The 18,502-nt window shown below is 60.4% G+C and carries 14 protein-coding genes; 6 read left to right on the forward strand and 8 right to left on the reverse strand.

Annotation, left to right across the window (positions count from 1 at the left end; all coding sequences use genetic code 11):
* Nucleotide 1 precedes the first annotated feature (1 nt).
* From ACRANW_RS05920 to ACRANW_RS05935, 4 genes are all read left to right on the forward strand, one after another.
* Entirely contained in the window at nucleotides 2-3,259 is a 3,258-nt protein-coding gene (locus ACRANW_RS05920) for a multidrug efflux RND transporter permease subunit (RefSeq protein WP_479433605.1), read from the forward strand.
* Nucleotides 3,256-4,692: an efflux transporter outer membrane subunit gene (locus ACRANW_RS05925; protein ID WP_479433606.1), complete on the forward strand. Its 1,437-nt coding sequence runs from the start codon at nucleotides 3,256-3,258 to the stop codon at nucleotides 4,690-4,692. The genes ACRANW_RS05920 and ACRANW_RS05925 overlap by 4 nt, the downstream gene beginning before the upstream one ends.
* Nucleotides 4,693-5,029: 337 nt before the next feature.
* Entirely contained in the window at nucleotides 5,030-5,701 is a 672-nt protein-coding gene (locus ACRANW_RS05930; RefSeq protein ID WP_479433607.1) for a response regulator transcription factor, read from the forward strand.
* A 140-nt stretch (nucleotides 5,702-5,841) separates the two neighbouring features.
* Complete coding sequence (locus tag ACRANW_RS05935) at nucleotides 5,842-7,401, forward strand: PAS domain-containing sensor histidine kinase (protein WP_479433608.1); 1,560 nt, start codon at nucleotides 5,842-5,844, stop codon at nucleotides 7,399-7,401.
* Here the strand turns inward: ACRANW_RS05935 and ACRANW_RS05940 are convergent.
* From ACRANW_RS05940 to ACRANW_RS05965, 6 genes are all read right to left on the reverse strand, one after another.
* A complete protein-coding gene (locus tag ACRANW_RS05940) occupies nucleotides 7,398-7,823 on the reverse strand; it encodes a BLUF domain-containing protein (RefSeq protein ID WP_479433609.1) in 426 nt (141 codons plus the stop codon). The two genes, ACRANW_RS05935 and ACRANW_RS05940, sit on opposite strands and share 4 nt — an antisense overlap.
* The gene (locus ACRANW_RS05945) at nucleotides 7,820-9,748 is read right to left on the reverse strand and encodes a putative bifunctional diguanylate cyclase/phosphodiesterase (RefSeq protein WP_479433610.1); all 1,929 of its coding nucleotides are present in this window, start codon (nucleotides 9,746-9,748) and stop codon (nucleotides 7,820-7,822) included. The genes ACRANW_RS05940 and ACRANW_RS05945 overlap by 4 nt, the downstream gene beginning before the upstream one ends.
* A complete protein-coding gene (locus ACRANW_RS05950; protein ID WP_479433611.1) occupies nucleotides 9,745-10,425 on the reverse strand; it encodes a PilZ domain-containing protein in 681 nt (226 codons plus the stop codon). Before ACRANW_RS05950 ends, ACRANW_RS05945 begins: the two co-directional genes overlap by 4 nt.
* Nucleotides 10,426-10,544: 119 nt before the next feature.
* Nucleotides 10,545-11,594 carry a BLUF domain-containing protein gene (locus ACRANW_RS05955; RefSeq protein WP_479433612.1) on the reverse strand — a complete coding sequence of 350 codons (1,050 nt, stop codon included), beginning with the start codon at nucleotides 11,592-11,594 and terminating at the stop codon, nucleotides 10,545-10,547.
* A gap of 537 nt (nucleotides 11,595-12,131) precedes the next feature.
* Entirely contained in the window at nucleotides 12,132-12,674 is a 543-nt protein-coding gene (locus ACRANW_RS05960) for a sigma-70 family RNA polymerase sigma factor (RefSeq protein ID WP_479433613.1), read from the reverse strand.
* Nucleotides 12,675-12,778: 104 nt separating this feature from the next.
* Nucleotides 12,779-14,047, reverse strand: coding sequence for a cation:proton antiporter (locus ACRANW_RS05965; protein WP_479433614.1), 1,269 nt, complete (start codon nucleotides 14,045-14,047; stop codon nucleotides 12,779-12,781).
* Nucleotides 14,048-14,558: 511 nt separating this feature from the next.
* Between ACRANW_RS05965 and ACRANW_RS05970 the strand changes: the two genes are divergently transcribed.
* Complete coding sequence (locus ACRANW_RS05970; RefSeq protein ID WP_479433615.1) at nucleotides 14,559-15,449, forward strand: Crp/Fnr family transcriptional regulator; 891 nt, start codon at nucleotides 14,559-14,561, stop codon at nucleotides 15,447-15,449.
* A 29-nt stretch (nucleotides 15,450-15,478) separates the two neighbouring features.
* On the opposite strand, the gene ACRANW_RS05975 is transcribed toward ACRANW_RS05970, so the two are convergent.
* Both ACRANW_RS05975 and ACRANW_RS05980 read right to left on the reverse strand, forming a co-directional pair.
* A complete protein-coding gene (locus tag ACRANW_RS05975) occupies nucleotides 15,479-15,847 on the reverse strand; it encodes a response regulator (RefSeq protein WP_479433616.1) in 369 nt (122 codons plus the stop codon).
* Nucleotides 15,848-15,860: 13 nt separating this feature from the next.
* A complete protein-coding gene (locus ACRANW_RS05980) occupies nucleotides 15,861-17,999 on the reverse strand; it encodes a PAS domain-containing sensor histidine kinase (protein WP_479433617.1) in 2,139 nt (712 codons plus the stop codon).
* Nucleotides 18,000-18,163: 164 nt separating this feature from the next.
* Between ACRANW_RS05980 and ACRANW_RS05985 the strand changes: the two genes are divergently transcribed.
* Nucleotides 18,164-18,403 carry a hypothetical protein gene (locus ACRANW_RS05985; protein WP_479433618.1) on the forward strand — a complete coding sequence of 80 codons (240 nt, stop codon included), beginning with the start codon at nucleotides 18,164-18,166 and terminating at the stop codon, nucleotides 18,401-18,403.
* The last annotated feature ends 99 nt before the right edge of the window (nucleotides 18,404-18,502 follow it).

An 18,502-nucleotide genomic window follows, 5' to 3' on the forward strand; every position in this document is an offset into this window, starting at 1 on the left:
CATGGCGCGCTTTTTCATTGATCGCCCCATCTTTGCCTGGGTGGTGGCGCTTGGTATCCTGCTCGCCGGCATCATCGCTTTGCGGGCGTTGCCGATCGAACAATATCCCGAAGTCGCCCCGCCATCGCTGACGATCAGCGTCGTCTATCCCGGCGCCGATGCGCAGACGCTGGAACAGAACGTCACGCAGGTCATCGAACAGCAGCTCAACGGGGTTGAGGGCTTTCTCTACATGGCCTCGTCCAGCGCCTCGAACGGCACGGCCAGCATCACGCTGACCTTCGAGGCCGGCACTGATATTGATATTGCGCAGACCGAGGTGCAAAACCGCCTCAGCACCGTCGAGGCACGGTTGCCCGAGGAAGTGCGCCAGCAGGGCATCACCGTGCGGCAGGCCAATGCCGGGTTCCTGCTGATCGTTGCGCTGACCTCGCCGGGTGGTGATCTGACCAGCACGGATCTCGGCAATATCGCGTCCAGTCAGGTGATCGACGAGCTGCGGCGTGTGCCCGGCGTGGGCGATGTCACGCTGTTCGGCTCGCCCTATGCCATGCGGATCTGGCTCGATCCCGATGCGCTGGCATCCTACAACCTGTCGCCGGGCGCGGTGCTGAATGCGATCCGTGAACAGAACACGCAGATCGCGGGCGGCTCCATCGGGGCCAAGCCGCTGGCAGCCGGCCAGCAGATCACCGCCACGATCACCAGCGAAGGCCGTTTCCGCACGGTTGAGGAGTTCGAGAACATCATCTTGCGCGCCAACACCGGCGCGGCGGTAGTGCGGCTGGGCGAAGTGGCCCGGATCGAAATTGGCGCGCAAAGCTACGCCACCTCCACCACGCTCAACGGGGTGCCGATGGCCGGGATGGCCGTGCAGCTGGGCACCGGCGCCAACGCGCTTGCAGCAGCCGCGGGCGTGAAGGTGCGAATGGCAGAACTGGCATCGGGTCTGCCGGGTGATGTCACCTGGTCGATCCCCTATGACACCACGCCGTTTGTGCAGGCGTCGGTTGACGAGGTTATCAAGACGCTCGTCGAAGCTATGATCCTCGTGTTCCTCGTCATGTACCTGTTCCTGCAGAACTGGCGCGCGACCCTGATCCCCACGCTGGTCGTCCCGATCGCGCTGGCGGGCGCGTGTCTGGGGCTGTGGCTGTTCGGCTTTTCGATCAACGTGCTGTCGCTGTTCGGCATGGTTCTGGCGATCGGCATTCTGGTGGACGACGCCATCGTCGTGATCGAGAATGTCGAACGCATCATGCGCGAGGAAGGGTTGCCCCCGCTGGAGGCGACCCGCAAGGCGATGGGCCAGATCACCAATGCGATCATCGGCATGACAATGGTGCTGATCGCGGTGTTTGTGCCGATGGCGTTCTTCCCGGGCTCCACGGGCGGGATCTACCGCCAGTTCTCGGTAACGCTGGCAATCGCGATCTTCTTCTCGGCGTTTCTGGCGCTTTCGCTCACCCCGGCGCTGTGCGCGACCTTCCTGAAGCCGATGTCGGGCGAGGGGCACGGCCATAAGCGTGGGGCCGGGCACCCGGATGAAACATTGGTCGACCCGGTGGCACAGCAGCGGCAACCCGGCTGGCGCGGCCGGTTGGCTCAGGCGCGCGGGTTTGCCAAGCGCTTTCTGGGCAGGTTCAACATCTGGTTTGCACGCATGGAGGGCAAATATGATCGCTCCAACACGCGCATTCTGTCGCGGCCCAAGCGCGGTATGGCGATCTTCCTTGCCCTGATTGCGGTCACGGTTGTGCTGTTCATGCGCTTGCCGACCGCGTTCCTGCCCACCGAAGATCAGGGCTTTCTGATCACGGCGGTGCAGGCCCCTCCCGGCGCCACCGAGGAACGGATGGACGAGGCGCTGAAGCCCGTCACCGACTTCTGGATGGGGCAGGACGAGGTGCAAAGCCTGGTGGTGGTGCGCGGCTTCAGCTTCTTCGGGCAGGGGCAGAACAACGCGCTGATGTTCGCCTCGCTCAAGCCGTGGGGAGAACGCTCTGCGGCGGAAAGCAGCGCGGAATCGCTGCTGCAACGCGCGATGGGCCTATTCATGCAGAATGACGGCGCCACCGCCTTCGTCATCCAGCCCCCGGCCATCCAATCGCTCGGGCAAGCAAGCGGCTTTACGCTCAAGCTGCAGGATCGCGGCGGCGTGGGGCGCGAAGCCTTGATCGCCGCGCGTGACCAGATGCTCGGCGCGGCCTCGCAAAGTCCCGTTGTCGCCAACCTCAGACCCGAAGATCAGGGGCCCAGCCCCGAGGTCAAGGTCAAGATTGACCGGGTGCAAGCCCGCGCGCTGGGCCTTTCGATGACCGAAGTGAACGCGGCGCTCTCGATCACCTTTGGCTCGGCCTATGCCAATGACTTCAACCGCGAAGGCCGGGTGTTGCAGGTGCTGGTGCAGGCCGATGCGCCGTTCCGCATGACGCCCGACGATGTGTTGGCCTTGCGCATCCCCAATTCGGTGGGCGAGCTGGTGCCGTTCGGTGCCTTTGCCTCAGCCGAATGGTCCGCTGCGCCCGCCAGCCTTGCCCGCTACAATGGCTATCCTGCGATGACTTTGTCCGGCATGGCCGCGCCGGGCCAATCCTCGGGCGCGGCGCTGGCCGAAATGGAGCGGTTCGCCAGTGAACTGCCGCAAGGCATCGGCTATGAATGGACCGGCGTGTCCTACGAGGAAAAGCAGGCTGGCGGGCAAATTGGCCTGCTGCTGGGCCTCTCCGTCGTGGTCGTGTTCCTCGTGCTGGCCGCACTGTACGAAAGCTGGACGATCCCGCTGGCGGTGCTGCTGATCGTGCCGATGGGCGTGCTGGGCGCGGTGCTGTTTTCGATGCTGCGCGGCCTTTCAGCCGATGTGTATTTCAACGTCGGTCTGATCACTATCATCGGTCTGGCGGCGAAGAATGCCATCTTGATCGTGGAGTTTGCGATAGAGGAGGAGGAACGCGGCATGTCTTCTCTGGAAGCGGTCAAGTCTGCTGCCCGGCTGCGGCTGCGCCCGATCATCATGACCTCGCTTGCCTTTGCGATGGGCATGGTGCCGCTGGTGCTGGCCAGTGGCGCAGGGGCAGCCAGCCGCATCGCGGTGGGCACCGGCGTGCTGGGCGGGATGATCGCGGCAACCGTGCTGGGCATCTTCCTGATCCCGCTGCTGTATCTGACGATCCGCGGCATCGGTCGCAAGGACACCGACACGCCCGCCGAACCCGCCGTGCCTTATGGCCCTGTACGCGATGGGGAGACCGCCCAATGAACCGTCTGATCGCCCTTGCGCTTGCTTCCACTACGCTTGCTGGCTGCGTCAATCTGGCGCCGGCTGATACGCGCCCGGCGCTGGCGACCGCGCCGGTCTTCGACCCCGCTTACCGGCCCGATGGCACGGTGGTGGCATCGCAGCTTTCCTACCGTGACTGGTATCGTGATCCGCGTTTGCAAAGCCTGATCGCCACCGCTCTGGCCAACAACCGCGATTTGATCGCGGCGACTGCCCGGGTCGAGCAGGCCCGCGCCAGCTTCCGGATCGAGAACAGCCGCCGCCTGCCCAATCTGGTCGCCACGGCCAGCGGCACACGCACCCGGCAGGCCACGGCGGGGAACCCGGTGTTCGGGGCGGCGGGCGGCGATCTGCCCACCTCCTTCACCTTCAACCGCTATGATATCGGCGTCGGCGTCAGCGCGTTCGAGCTCGATTTCTGGGGCCGCGTGAAGAACCTGAGCGATGCGGCGCGGGCGAGTTACCTCGCATCGGTGGCCACACAGCGGGCCTTTTACCTGTCCTTGATTGCGGACACAGCCACGACCTATTTCGAAATCGTCGAGACCGAAGAACAGATCGTGCTGGCCGAAGCGACCGCCGCCAGCCGCCGGGAAGGCCTGAAGATCGCCAAGTTGCGGCTGGATGCCGGCGTCACTTCGGCGCTGCCGTATCGGCAGGCGGAAACCTTGCTGACGCAGGCCGAACAGCAAATCGCCAGCGAGCGGTTGGCGCTGGCGCAATTGCGCAATCAGCTGGCCGTGCTGGTGGGCGGGACGGCGCCTGAAGGTCTGCCACAGGGCCTGTCGCTCGCCGCGCAGTCGGACGAACGCCGGCTCGCAGCGGGGCTTCCGTCCGAGCTGCTGCTGGCGCGTCCGGATATTCTTGCCGCAGAAGAGCAGTTGCGTGCAGCGCGCGCCAATATCGGCGCCGCACGCGCTGCCTTCTTCCCGTCGATCTCGCTCACGGGCAATGCCGGATTGACCTCGGCCAGCCTCGGCAACCTGTTTGATGCTGACGGCTTCGGCTGGAGCTTTGGCCCATCGATCTCGTTGCCGATCTTCGATTTCGGTGCACGCGAGGCCAATCTCGATCTGGCACGGGCGCTGGAGGTGGAGCAGGTCGCAACCTACGATCTAACGGTCCAACAGGCGTTTCGCGAAGTGTCCGATGCGCTGGCCGGGCGGGAATATCTCGCCCAACAGATCGAAACACTCGAGCGGGCCCGAGTCGCGCAGGTCGAAATCGCCCGCATTGCACGGGCGCGTTACCGCGAGGGGGTGGCCGATTACCTTGAGGTGCTCGATGCCGAGCGCAATCTTTTCAGTGCCGAACAGCAATTGCTCGCCACGCAGCGAGCCTGGTTGCAAAACCGCGCAACACTGTTTGTTTCGCTTGGCGGAGGATTTGCGCGCGAAGATACCGGCAGCTGATCGCCATACGTAACAATGCCTCGCCACACTGCATTTGGCAGGTCAGCAGCCATAAAGCCTTTCCAAACTACGATCGTCGTGACCGTAGTTTCCGCAGGTTGCGCCGCGGCTCGCGATGGAGGAGCGGCGCGATTCTAACCTGATTGACCCCCGCAAAGCGCGCGTGGTTGTTATCACGGTCGCGGAAGTGTTCGGACAAAAAATGGCCCCGCAATGCCTGCCAGACTTCGCAGCGTCCGTTCCCCGATGAGGGTTCACCCGACACTCATGCGTATAGGGATAGAGTCATCCTGAAGAATTAAACAGTTTTTACCCTGATGGGTTTGTCATGCAGATTATGAGTAACGCCTTTGTGTCACACGAATACAAGCCAGCAACAGGAACGCAGCAGCGTCGGATCTACGTCGTCGATGATGATACCGATGTGCGCAAATCTCTGCACTTCATGTTCAAGGCTTCAAACATAAACGTTTGGCCGTTTGCATCGGCGGCCGATTTTCTCGATCAGATCGATATCTTGTCTCCGGCTCCCATTCTGCTCGATATCCGGATGACTGAGATTGATGGTTTGCAGCTTCTTCAGATTCTGAGTGATCGCGCGGTGGCGTGGCCCGTTATTGTGCTAACCGCGCATGGCGACATCACGGTTGCCGTGCAGGCGATGAAACTTGGCGCGATAGAATTTCTTGAAAAGCCGTTCGCGGCTGAGGCGCTGGACCAGGCCGTGGCGCAGGCGTTCGATATTCTTGATCGGGCTGAGGATTTGCTCTCGGAGCAGGATCAGGTGCGGTATCGGATCAGCCAACTGACAGCCCGCGAACGCGAAACGGTCGCGATCCTGATGGACGGTGTGTCCAACAAGGAGGTGGCGCATCAGTTGGGTCTGAGTGTGCGAACAATCGAGATGCACCGCGCCAACGCCCTCGCCAAGCTGGATGTCAAAAGCATTGCGGAGGTCGTCAAACTGGCGACGCTTGGTGGCTACGACAAGGATTCGCGCCTGCTGTGATGGTAAGAAAAGTCCGGGAACCTGATGCAGGTTAGATTTATGGTTCGGCTTATCAGTGAATACTCTTGGGTCGGCTTTTTTATCAGCCAGCCAGACGCACGTCGGAGATCGTCTGAAAACCGGAATCGGAACATTCGCCAATGCCAAACCGCGCTCGACAGAGTTGGAATGAAAAGGCGTACGGCCTTCATCCTGCGGTTAATGCCGCGGCCCGGATCGCTCAGCGGTCTCCTTTGCCCACGGTTCTGATTGATAATCTGACACCGGGGCACCGCGTTGTCTTTGCCAATGAAGCCTTCTCAAAAGCGACAGGAAGCCCGCGCGAAAAGATTCTGGAGCGGCCAGTCCTAGATCTTCTCAGCGAAAGTCAGGGCTTTTCTGCCTTGTCTCAACTCCAGACCGCACTGACGCTGGGAAGCAGCGGGCAATGGCAGATGCAACTCAGACTTGAACATGACGCGTGGCAATCTGCGGTTATCTATCTCGCGCCGATCTGCGATGCCGAGGGCGGCGTGGTTGGCTCCAGCGTCAATCTTGCCAGTGCGGCGCCGGTCACCCTTAGCGCACGCGACAAGGATGGTCTTGATACCGACATTTACGACGACGCGCCCGGCTTTATCGCGATATCAAGCGGACCCGACCATACTTTTGCATACACCAACAGGTCTTATCGCAATTTTGTGAATCGCGATCATCTCGTCGGACAATCCGTGACGGAAGCCTTGCCGGAAATCGCGGCCGAGGGTTTCGTCACGTTGCTGGACGAGGTTTATCGAACGGGCGTGCCGTTTCGTGGGACCAGCCTGCCGATCCGCATTCTGGACCCAGCGACCGGAGGTTTGCAGCAGCGCTGGATGAATGTCCTGTATCAGCCCGTGCGCGGTGCAGACGGTGCGATCATCGGCCTGTTCTGCGAAGGGCATGACGTTACCACTTTGCATCTGATGAATGAGACGCTGGCAGAGCTTGAATTGAAGATGATCCATGTCTCGCGCGTCAATGCGATGGGGACGATGGCGGCCACGCTCGCGCATGAACTCAATCAGCCGCTCACATCGATCAGCAACTATCTCGCAGGCGTAAGGCCCTCTCATGGCGAGCCGCCCGATGTCGACCAGGTCTACGAGGCGCTCGACGGGATCCGGGAATCGTCTGAACGGGCCTCTGCCATCATCGGTCATCTGCGTCAGCTGACCCGGCATCGCAAACCCACTCGGGAGCATTTCAAACTGCGCGATGCGGTGGATGAATGTGTGCGGCTGATGCGGTGTTCCTATCCCGATCGCATCGTGTTTGAAAATCACGTGGCGGACGATGCCATCATGATTGCCGATCGGGTGAAGATTCAGCAGGTGATGATCAACCTGCTTCAGAATGCCTGCGAAGCGATGCTGGAAAATCAGGGCGCGCTGATCACGATTTCTGCCATGCAGGATGCTAACAGTCTAACCGTCTGCATTGCCGATACCGGCCCTGGCGTTCCTGAAGACGAGATTGAAACCATCTTTTCGTGGACGGCGACGTCAAAGGATGAAGGCATGGGGATCGGTCTTTCGATCTGCCGCACGATCGTGGAGCTGTATCGCGGCAGCATCTGGCTGGAAGACAGCGGCCCGCAAGGCGCCGAGTTCCGCTTTTCCATCCCTGTGCCGGATCGCAAGCAAAGCGCGCCCAAGGTTGGCGGCCCGCTGCGGAATTAGCGCGCAGCAGAGCCTTCGGTGAACTCCCATAACAGCGCATTGAGCCATTCAGCCGACTGGGCTATTTTTACGGGCCGCTCATCGTTCAGCAGCCGCGTGACGTAATTCGCAACGAATTGTGATGGGCCGGAATAGGCCATGTCCCAAGCGCCAAAGCGCCGCGCATATATTGGCTCGCGTGCGAAAACGATCATTGCATCGTGCCGTGGATCATCGGCAATCTTCGCCACGAGCTTTTCGATGCCCGCGACCGGGCCTTCGAGCACCTGTGCGAAGTGATGCCCGGTGAACAACAGAGCGCCGGTTATGCCGAGGCCAGGGTTACGGCTGTGCGATACTGCGACAATATCCGCGATCGCATCGTGGGCGCAATCAGCCGGTAAGGTGCTGCGGCTGACATAAAGTAAGGACAGAAGGTTCAATGACGATCGGATCTCGATGAAACCGGCAATGATGCGGCGCGGGTAAAGCGTTCGATCATGGCGGGAACGAAGGCAGACGGCCTAGCTTTGCCGAAGAAGTAGCCTTGGCCCATATCACAGCCATGGCCTCTTGCAAATTCTGCCTGCTGTGCGGTTTCGATCCCTTCGGCAACTGTTGCAATCCCAAGGCTTTTGCCAAGTCCAATCAGCGCACGCACAATGGTGGTGTCGTCAAAGTTCTTGCCGATCCCGCTAACGAAAGATCGGTCGATCTTCAGGACATCCACGCGGAACTGTTTGAGGTGGGTGAGTGAGGCATAGCCCGTGCCAAAATCGTCGAGCGCAATTCGCACGCCTGCCTTGCTCAATGTCGACAGGGCGCGATCCACATGCTGCGCGCCGCGGCCCAGAAACACGCCTTCGGTGACCTCAAGTTCGATCATCCTGGGCGACAGGCCCCGTGCTTTGACCTCAGCAAGCAGCATTTCGGCAAAGGAATCCGTCCGAAAATCGGCCGCTCCGGTGTTGATGGCGACGTGGCCGAAGGCAAGGCCTTGGTCGACCCACGTCCTTATGTCGTCAAGCACCGAAGAAATCATTTGGGCACTGATAGCAACCGCCAGTTCGCGGTCATCAAAGGCATGGGCAAAGCTGTTCGGCATGATCGTGAGATCTTCGTCAATCTGGCACCGAACCAGTGCTTCAAAGCCGACCAGCGCGCCGGTGTTGAGATCAATCTTGGGTTGGTAGTGGGCAATCAGCCGGCCCGCTTCCAACCCCTCTCTGGCGACGGTGAGCATCTGCGCATCACGGTCGAACTCTTCCATCAATCTCGGGCTGAAGGTTTCCACGCGGCCGCGGGTCAGTTTGGCTTCGGCGAGCGCAAGGTCGGCGCATTTCATCAGCCCTTCGGCATCGACGGCATGATCGGGGTAGATGGCCATGCCCACACTGGCCTTGCAGCCGATCAGCCTGCCGCGGTGCGGGATCGGTTCGTGAAGACGCTGGCTGAGGGATTTCATCACGTCGTCGATCCGCTCGTCACGATCAATCCCGGTCAGGATGACGCCAAATTCATCGCCGCCGAGCCGCGCTGCAGTATCCTTTTGGCGCAGCAGAGTGCGCAGCTTCTGGGCAAAGCCGCACAGCAGCGCATCGCCCGCATCATGGCCAAGCGAATCATTTACCTGCTTGAAGTGATCGACATCAACGAACAGCATGGCCGCGCGCGTGCCGTTTTGTGCCGCTTCGTGCATCGCGGCGACAAGCCGTCGCTGAAACAGGTCGCGGCGCGGCAGGCCGGTCAGATCGTCATGTTCTGCCACGTAGCGCAGCCGATCCGACAAGTGGGATTGCGCGATCACCTGCGCTTCGCGTTCAAGCACCAGGCGGCGCAATTCCAGCAACGCTTCGACCTGTCCGGCCAGCGTGCGCAGGGTGGTCTCCTCAATCGGCGTCAGTCCGGCAGGGCGCGGCGTGGGATCGATTACGCAGAGCGCCGCGATGGGCGTGCCGTCGCCTGCCAGTATCTTCATTCCCGCATAAAAGCGGACATGGGGTGGGCCTGTGACCAGGGGGTTATCAGCAAAGCGACTATCAACGGTCGCATCTTTGATGACGAACAGGTCATCCGCCTCGATTGCATGGGCGCAGAAGGACGCCGACAGCGGCGTTTCGCTCGGTTCGATACCGCAGCGCGCTTTAAACCACTGACGGTCGTCATCAATCAGACTGATGGCGGCCGCCTGCGTTCCGACGATGCGCGCCGCAAGCGTGACGATATCGTCGAACTGGATTTCCGATGCGCTGTCGAGAATGTCATAGCGTGCAAGCGCATCGCGCCGCGATTGCAGGCGTGCCCGATGGGAACCGGCAGATCCGCTACTGATTTCGGACGGTGAAAAGTGGTGGAGCGCGACGGTCATCCCTGCGCGGCCGGTTCGTCCGGCCCCCCCGATGTCATCAAGGGCACGCAGGGTATCAAAAGGTTGCGTGCCGAACCGAGCGACTCGACGCTCAATGGTTCCAGCAGCATGATCCCGGCATGGTCGCCGCGCGTCCAGCGCACGATGCCCTGCCGATCGAGCCCGCAGGGCAGGGTCACCTTCAGGTCCAGGCCTGCGGTCAGGCTGCCATCGTGCAGCAGCTTGAGCCCGCGCTGCGAAATATCGACCACGCGCACGCTGCGAAGACCACGTTCGCTGCGGGCCAAAGCCGTTGCGGTAACGCGCAGCCTTACCGGGCGGGTTAGGCCGCTTTGCGATCCGACCGCGAGCGCAGCCAGCAGATCGATTGAACTGATGGGTTGTTCAAACCGAAGACCGAATTCGTCATCGTTTCTCCAGACGACATGCCCGCGCAGCTCCACGCCGTCGACAAGTTCGATCGTAACAGTGTCCGAAAGGTCGGCAGGGATCAACATCCGGATGCCCGCACCATTGTCGGACATATTCTTGATCCGGGCGAGGCCTTCGTCATCGGCACCGATGACGCGGGCGACGCGAAATACGGTGTGCACGCGATCTTCGGCGCGGCGTTCGTGGTCTGGAAGAATAGCGTTGGCGAAAGATGCGGTCGTCGAATTCGGCTTCGGTTGCGACATGTCCTTGGCTCCCCGAATCATGCTTTGCAGCAAGACGGGAAGCTGGGAAATCTGTTGAAGCTACTGCAACAATGTTAATCGGTGCGAAACTATCATTTCAGCCATAACAGCCAACACCTTCAGAACTTACGGCTTTGACGCACGAGTTCAGCCATCCGTACGCTTGCACCGGCCACCGTCATACGGGCATGATCTGCGCCGACCGATGCGGCGGTTGCCGCTGCCTCGGCAAACAGGCGTCCGCCCACCGAGACAACGGTGGGGTGGTTGGCTGGCACAAGGCGGCTATGTTCCACCGCGCTGCGCAGGCCGATCAGCGATTGCTGCCGGAACAATGCATCGGACAGGCCGATGTCAACCGCGTCGGGCCGTTGCGCGCAAAGCTGGTTCAGCAGGGCTTCCTCGCTATCGGGGAAGGCCATTTCCACGTCCCAACCGGCATCGACGAATTGGTCCGCCATGAGCGCGGTGCCAAGCATATGCGGCTCACCCGGCGCGGTGGCCAGAAGGATGCTGTACCGGCTGCTGCGGATCGATTGCGGTGCGGACTCATAACGCACCGCATGGCCGGCCATCTGCAACATGCTGAGCGCAATGGTGAGATCGAGTTCGCTGCAATCGTCGGCAAGCCAGGCATCGCCCAGCGCGCGCGCAGAGGGTTCGATCAACATGCGGACCATCGCATCGCTGGTCCATCCTTGTTCGGCCAGTTCGGCCATCAGCCCATTGAGACCGATATCATCGCCATCAAGCGACAGTTTGACCGCACCGCGGACATGTTCGGCCACGGCGGGGGGAAGATCGGATACGATCCCCGCCGGACTGGATACGTGGCCTGTCTTGCTGCTCAAGAACATGTCCCAGCCGGTGAACAGGCGGGCGGGGGCCATGTGCTTGCTGAGCACCTCGATGTCGCTGTGGCGCTGATCGCGGGCAACCGATGCCCAGATCGCATCAAGCCCTTCGGGCGGGCCTTCCAGGGTCTGGAGGAACCGGCCTTCTTCGAACAGGAGCATGCCGGTCACGCCAACGCTGCGGTTGCGCGCACGGGCCTGCCGGGTGAGCGAACGCAGTTCGTCGGCACTCGGCATGACAGTTGCGGTGCTTTGATAGGTCAAACAACCGATCCAGTTGTCCTGCGAAAATTGAAGGTTGTTAGTTCTGGCCATCCATCGATCCCCACTACGCCTTGCCGCTTGGGGTCCGGGCGAGCGGCACAGGCAATTTGGCCCGCGCAGACTCGGCGTATCCCTCCGCCGCTTGATATCTTTCCTTGACGAGTGGTCCGGCATCTTTGCGCCGGTTTGGTCCGCCTTGGTCGCCGCTTTACCGTGTTACGGCACCTTCAGCGCACCCAATTTCTCAAACCAGATCACGTTCCGTGTATCGAACGTGTCGAGGCGCTGATTGACAGCTAACACTGCCAGAACTCGACCATCATCAGCGACGCGTGTTTCGTCAAGAGTTATATCCTGAACGATCTGTGCGCAAAATGCACAAACGCCTGTAATCCGGCACCTTGCCCTTCGGACGTGTGCGCCGCATGCAATGGCCTGCATCGTCCCGTGACGCCAATATCACGCGCTGCCAAGACCATCCGCCACACCGTTGTGACTATTGCTTGGCGGCTTGTCGGTTTGCGCACCTGCACGATTCGCACATCCGTTGTGCTGCGAAGAGCAGGACAAGCGCGCCATGGCGCTTGCTCATCTACTTGCCGGCACCAACGCTTCACCGCCGTCGATCATGGCCTGTATGGCTGCCCGTCCGCGAAAGATCCGGCTCTTGACGGTGCCGACCTTGCAATTGGCCGCGATGGCCGCTTCCTCGTAGCTCATGCCGGAGCCTGCGATCATCATCAATATGTCGCGTTGGCTCGTTGGAAGCTTGCGCACGGCGGATTGGATATCCTGAACGTGCAGATCCGATTCCTGTTCGGGCTGCTGGATCAAAATCCGTTCGGCCGCCTCGGGATCCCACGAAATCATCCGACTGCGTTTGCGTGCCGTGCTGTAGAACTGGTTGCGCAGGATGGTGAACACCCATGGACGAAAATGGCTGCCGGGCTGAAAAGTGTGGCGCGAAGACCAGGCCCGCATCATCGTTTCCTGCACCAGATCCTCGGCCATGTCGCTTTGGCGGCAAAGCGAGCGTGCAAAGCGCCGCAGGGCGGGCAGAGACGCAATCATGTCAGCGGTGAAGCCGTCAGCGGCGTGATCGCAGGGCTTGCGAGAGGATAATGGGGGCATGGCGTCTTTCGGTCACGGTTGTATTCGCCCCCGTTTCGGCGCTTTGTACGACAATCACACTATACTCGGCAAGGTTTTGAAAAAGGATAGGTGGGGCAGCATCATCACGCCTTTTGTGTCGCGGCCTCACAGCTACTTTCGGGGTCGCCTTCGGCTTTAGCGTCGTCATCGGCGCGAATCCCGGCAAGGGCTGCGCCCGCACTCAGGCCATGAACCACAGCCGATAGCGCGATCGTTACCAAGACGGTGAGCCACAGGTCATCAAGGCCCGGCAAGGTCGCGATGCCCGCCGCAAAGGCGAGATAATAGAGGCTTCCAATGCCCCGCACGCCGAAGGCAGCGGTGACAAGCCGATCTCGCGGGGAGAGACCCGTTCCGGCCAAGGCAATCCAGCCGCCCAGTGGCCGGATGACAAAGACCAAACTGGCCGCAATCGCCACATGGCTCCACGCAATCGAAGCCGCGTAGGTGCCCAGCGCGGCGCCTGTCATCAACAGCAGCACCGACGTCAAGGCGTGTTCAATGGCAAGGTTGAACAGGTGAAGATTGCTGTGAAACTTGTGCTTGGCCTCAATCTGACGGAACACCAATCCGCCAACAAAGCACGCGATGAAACCGTATCCGTGAATGAGTTCTGCTGCGCCATAACACACAAAAACGCCCGCCAAAGCGAGTACGCCGGACCCGGTCTCGGCCAGAACATTTTGCGCCGGCCAGCGAAACACCATTTGCCCCAACAGCCAACCGACTGCCGCGCCGGTGAGCGTCCCCACCACAATCCGATATCCCACATCATAGGCAAGCCATTGTCCCAGGTCCGCAGCAGTAAACCCGCCAAGCACCACGATTGCGAGATACACGAAGGGAAACGCCAGTCCGTCATTCAGCCCGGCTTCGGTCGTCAAGGCGAACCGCACCGGATGTTCGCCGCCTTCGGTTGGCGGGCCGACTTGTACGTCGCCTGCCATCACCGGGTCCGTTGGCGCGAGCACGGCGCCCAGCAACAGCGCGCTGGCGAGGGGCAGGCCGATGGCAAATCCTGCAAAAACCATCGCGGCGATGGTCAGCGGCATTGCGATTGCCAGCAACCGCCACGTCACGCGCCAGCGGGTGAAGGGGCGCACAATGTCCAGCCGGATGCCGGTGGCAAACAGCGCCACGATGACCGTCATTTCGCTCAGGGTTTCCCACCAACCCGGCTCGGCAATCGGGTCAAACAGCGTGGGCGCGTCGGGTATGACGAGGGCGCACACTACGCCAGCCGCGATCAGCAACGCCGAAGCGGCGGGTTCGCGGCCGGAAACGAAACGGGGCAGCCAATAGGCCGCACATATGCCGAGTCCTGCGAACAGCAGGAAGTCGTGATAGGACATGCAAGGCGTTTGCCGCCGGGCGCTCAGAGAGGCAAGCGTCTTGCGCCGCTCTGCTCGTTCTGCCGGCTGCGCGATGCAGCCATGCCATACGACAAAAAACCCCGCCCATTGCTGGGCGGGGAGTATATTGGGGCAATGACCGAGCCGGCTGAAAATCACGCGCGGGCCAGATCATTCAAGGACCAGAAGAATCGGGAACTTCTGGTACCCCCTGCTCTGCCCGCCTCAACCAAGGCACGCTTTAACCTATATTGGAGTGTCGCTATTTAGCGCGAGACGCAGCGCAATTACGATGTTTCGCAATGACGCCGCCGCCGATCGACGGGGGAATCAAGCGCTTGAACGATCACAATCCCTTCGGATGCTGTCGAAAGTCTTGTGAATGTCCTCGAACAAACGGCTTGGTATTTCGCCGTAATGCCGGAACATTTTTGCGGGGGTAAGATTAAACCTGTCGATTTTATAAGACGACCGGCAGGTGTTTAAGCCTTGCCTGTTTAAGTGCCCAAGATTGTTGTTTGGCGTCAGCGTGCGGGTTTTTCGCGGCAGAGCGAGGTCATTTCGATCACAAGCATATCTTTTGAGTGAGAGAAGCAGAAGCAGTTGGCCGATATTATCGCGGATGAAACTATCCAAAGGAGGAGGCAAAATGGTCAATGCTTTTCTACAACGCTTAAGCCAAGCTTCCGATCTTACTGATGAGGAGCTGGCCGCAGTTGAAGAACTGTGCCGCCAGCCCAAGGATATTGCGGCCAAGAAGTATCTTTCCCGCGACGGGGACGAAATGGTTTCGTTTCCTGTTGTGTTGAGTGGCTGGGCTGCGCGTTACCAGATCCTGCGCGATGGCGCACGCCAGATTACCCGTTTGCTACTTCCGGGCGATGCCTTTTATTTCGGATCATCACCGGATGGGGTCGCGATTGAAGAAGTGATCACGTTGAGCCCCTGCAAGATCGTGAACATTCCTCACGCAGATATGCGCCGGGTGATCGACCGCTTTCCGGCGGTTGGTGAAGCGATGCGAACGTATGGCTGTATGGAAAATGCCATTCTGGCGTCATGGGTGGTCAATGTCGGCCGACGTGACGCATTGGAACGCATGGCGCATTTGATCTGCGAATCCCACTACCGCCTTTCTTTGGTCGATCTGGGTCAGGGCCATGAGATTCATTTCCCGCTAACGCAGGATGATCTGGCGGACGTTCTGGGTCTCACCCCGGTGCACATCAATCGCAAGCTTCAGCAATTGCGTCAGGACGATCTGATAACGCTGCGGTGCAAGCAATTAACGATCCACGATCTGCGTGCGCTGCAACAGGTGGCTGGGTTTGATCCTGCGTATCTGGCTCCGCGCGCACAATCGCAGCAGGCAAGGCAACGTCCCCGCGCCGTCGCTGCGTGACGGTCCGCACAACACGTGTGAGTGGAGTTCTAGGGCGCGGTGATACGGGAAATCACCTCGATCACGCGATTGATATTTGCCGGTTTGCTGATGCACATGCTGCCAGACAGATCATCCGGCAGGATTCCCGGATCATAGCCTGTCAGAAACGCAAACGGGATCGCTCTGGTATTGAGTTCGCGCGCGAAATCCAACGTGTCGCTTTGGCCAAGATTGATGTCGATCAGCGCGGCGTCCAACCGCCCCTCAGCCAAAATTCTATCCAGATCCGGCACAACGGCTGACACCGCAACCACCTTGGCACCGGCCTGCTCAAGCATCTGCTTGCAATCATGGGCCTGATAATAGTCATCTTCCACGATGATGATGCGGCAGCCAGAAAGCGCTCTGTCGGTCATGGCAGTGGCCGGCTCAGGAACGCGTTTCCAGAATGCTGCCAGCATTGGAAAGCGGGAAGTCCAATTGCGCCAGCACGCCGGTGTCGTGAATGTCGAAACGCCCTTCGCCTTGCAATTCGTAAGGGACGCGCTCTTCGATGAGACGCCGGCCAAATCCCTTGCGATTGAACTTGGTCTTGTGCGGCGGCGCGGTTTCCTGCCAGCGCAGGCTGATCCATGGTTTGCCGTCCCTGTCCAAGGTTTTCCACACGATCCGAATATAACCGGTATCACCCAACGCGCCATATTTGATTGAGTTGGTGGCCAGTTCATGGATCGCCAACGTGACGATTTCTGCCGCGTGTGGCGACAAAGCAATTGTCGGCCCGTCGAGATGATACTGATCGGGCTGGGCGGCGTGGACCAACAACTCTTCGCGGACCAGTTCGATCAGGTCCACATTGCGACCCGGTGAGCGGGTGAGGGTGCTTTGCGTTCGGCCCATGGCTTGCAAGCGGCCGATCAGGTGGTCGACGTAGTCGCTGACATTGCGGTGGCTGGGCGCGGACAAGCGCGCGACAGAGCGGACCATCCCGATCAGATTGCGCACCCGGTGCTGAAGTTCGGCCACAAGCAGCCGTTGCCATTCTTCCTCGCGGCGGCGCTGGGTGGTATCGACGATCGCGCCAAGCATCCGCACGGCCTGCCCCTGCTCGCCAAACAGAAAACGACCCCGCGCCGAAAGCCACCGGATATCGCCGTTGGGATGGCACACGCGATATTCGTTGAGATACTCGCCGCCGCTGTTCATCGCGTCAGCAATCTTGGCCTCGGTGGTGGCGCGGTCCTCGGGATGCAGGCGCGCGGCCCATTTGTCGTAAGTGGGCACGATCTCGCCCGGCTCATAACCTTCCATGCGGTAATGTTCGTCCGACCAGGTGAGTTCGCCGCTTTCGACATCCCAGTCCCACAGCCCGACCTTGCCGATCTCGCTCGCCACGCGCAGCATTTGCGCGCCATGGGCCAGCTGCTGTTCAACCTGCCGCCGGGTCGTAATGTCGGTCGCCATGCCAAACCATTCGGTGATCTTGCCGTCATCGCCCAGCACCGGAACAGCGCGCGACGATAGCCATTTGAGCGCGCCTTCCGTTGTAACCACGCGATGCTCGATCTCGAGAGGCTTGCGATTGCCAATGGCTTCGGCAACCGCAGCCTGCACCGCAGCGCGATCGCTATCTGGAATGAATGCCTCGATCCAGTTGGTTGCGGCTTCGGTGTTTCCCAACAGATCCCTGCCGCCGACCTGCTGCATCTGCGTGGCATCCGGATTCATCTGGAAAATCAGATCCGACGTTGCCTCGATCAGCGATTGCAGCCGATTTTCGCTATGGCGCAGCGCAATTTCCATTGCCTTGCGTTGTCCGACGTCCTCGAACAGGATCCCCAATTGGTAGGGCGCCTGCTCACCGATCGGGAAGGCAAAGACATCGAACCAACGCCCCATGGCGCTGGATTCGCTTTCGAATCGCTCGGCAACGCCGCCCATGGCGATGCGGCCATAAATGGCGGGCCAATGGTCTTCGATATCGGGCTGCAAGGCGCGCATCGACTTGCCGATCGGATCGATCAGGCCGGTGTGCCCGACAAAAGCGGCGTTCGCTTCGACAAAGCGGTAATCAACAGGCGTGCCGTGATCGTCGAAGATCACATCAATGATGCAGAAACCTTCGTCGATGGCATTGAAGAGGTGTTTGTACCGCGCATCGGCCTCGCGCCGGCGTTTGCGGGCGACGCGCTCGCTGGTGACATCGCGCACCCGCGCCAGCACCGCGCCGCGTTCTCCGTGCGCCAGAGACGTCAAAGAAACCTCGAACACCGGCGATTGGTCCGGTCCTTCCTGAGTCACGATTTGGGGCGTCTTACTGGAAAGCGCCCGGTGAAAGTGCTCGGACCACTGCTGCGCTGCTTCGGGAAAACGCGCGCGCAAAGACACCCCGGCAAGGTCATCGACCTGGAGCAATTGGCAAAACGCAGGATTGGTCGAAAGATAGCGCCAATCGCATTCGGGATCGTCAGCACTGCCGAGCGGTTCAAGAATGCAGGCGGCATCAGGCAAAGCCGAGAAAGCGGTAAAAAACAGGCTGTCGTGCGCCTTGTTCGATAGATCCGACATCAATATGCCTCGTAAACTCAATCGTTAGAGCGATCGGGCAGTTGGCCGCGTTAATAGCAGGTGGTTTAAATGAAGGTACCCTATCAGCACTAACGCACGATAGGGACGCAATAACCTGCAGCGCCGACAACGCTGGCATATTATTTTTCTTCGAAGGAATTTTTATGCGGTTCATTCTCAGCCTGCTCGCCATCGGCGGCGCTGCCTATGCGCTTACGCGCAAGGCTGGCCGCAGTTCGTCCGGAAATGCGGCCTTCGCTGATGGCCAGCCGCGCCGGTCCCATGATGATGTGCGCGATGCCGGCCCCGAAGCGATGCGCGATGCGCCCAGCCGCCAATGGTCCGAGGTGGACGAGGCCAGCGATCAAAGCTTTCCGGCCAGCGATCCCCCCGGCAATTACTGAAACGAGTCGCGGCGATGACGCCGCCTTGCTCGTCTGAACGGGTTTGCAAGGCGATCAGCCGCACATTTGCGTTCTGTGAGATTTAACCCGTTCGGCATT

The organism is Erythrobacter sp. 'gip.4 top 5', assembly GCF_056495765.1.

Excerpts from the sequence above, each read along its gene's own strand:
- ACRANW_RS05935 (WP_479433608.1), top strand. The coding sequence starts at position 5,842 with ATGCCAAACCGCGCTCGACAGAGTTGGAATGAAAAGGCGTACGGCCTT.
- ACRANW_RS05925 (WP_479433606.1), top strand. The coding sequence starts at position 3,256 with ATGAACCGTCTGATCGCCCTTGCGCTTGCTTCCACTACGCTTGCTGGC.
- ACRANW_RS05985 (WP_479433618.1), top strand. The coding sequence starts at position 18,164 with ATGCGGTTCATTCTCAGCCTGCTCGCCATCGGCGGCGCTGCCTATGCG.
- ACRANW_RS05920 (WP_479433605.1), top strand. The coding sequence starts at position 2 with ATGGCGCGCTTTTTCATTGATCGCCCCATCTTTGCCTGGGTGGTGGCG.
- ACRANW_RS05975 (WP_479433616.1), bottom strand. The coding sequence starts at position 15,847 with ATGACCGACAGAGCGCTTTCTGGCTGCCGCATCATCATCGTGGAAGAT.
- ACRANW_RS05955 (WP_479433612.1), bottom strand. The coding sequence starts at position 11,594 with ATGGCCAGAACTAACAACCTTCAATTTTCGCAGGACAACTGGATCGGT.
- ACRANW_RS05980 (WP_479433617.1), bottom strand. The coding sequence starts at position 17,999 with ATGTCGGATCTATCGAACAAGGCGCACGACAGCCTGTTTTTTACCGCT.
- ACRANW_RS05960 (WP_479433613.1), bottom strand. The coding sequence starts at position 12,674 with ATGCCCCCATTATCCTCTCGCAAGCCCTGCGATCACGCCGCTGACGGC.
- ACRANW_RS05930 (WP_479433607.1), top strand. The coding sequence starts at position 5,030 with ATGAGTAACGCCTTTGTGTCACACGAATACAAGCCAGCAACAGGAACG.
- ACRANW_RS05950 (WP_479433611.1), bottom strand. The coding sequence starts at position 10,425 with ATGTCGCAACCGAAGCCGAATTCGACGACCGCATCTTTCGCCAACGCT.
- ACRANW_RS05965 (WP_479433614.1), bottom strand. The coding sequence starts at position 14,047 with ATGTCCTATCACGACTTCCTGCTGTTCGCAGGACTCGGCATATGTGCG.
- ACRANW_RS05945 (WP_479433610.1), bottom strand. The coding sequence starts at position 9,748 with ATGACCGTCGCGCTCCACCACTTTTCACCGTCCGAAATCAGTAGCGGA.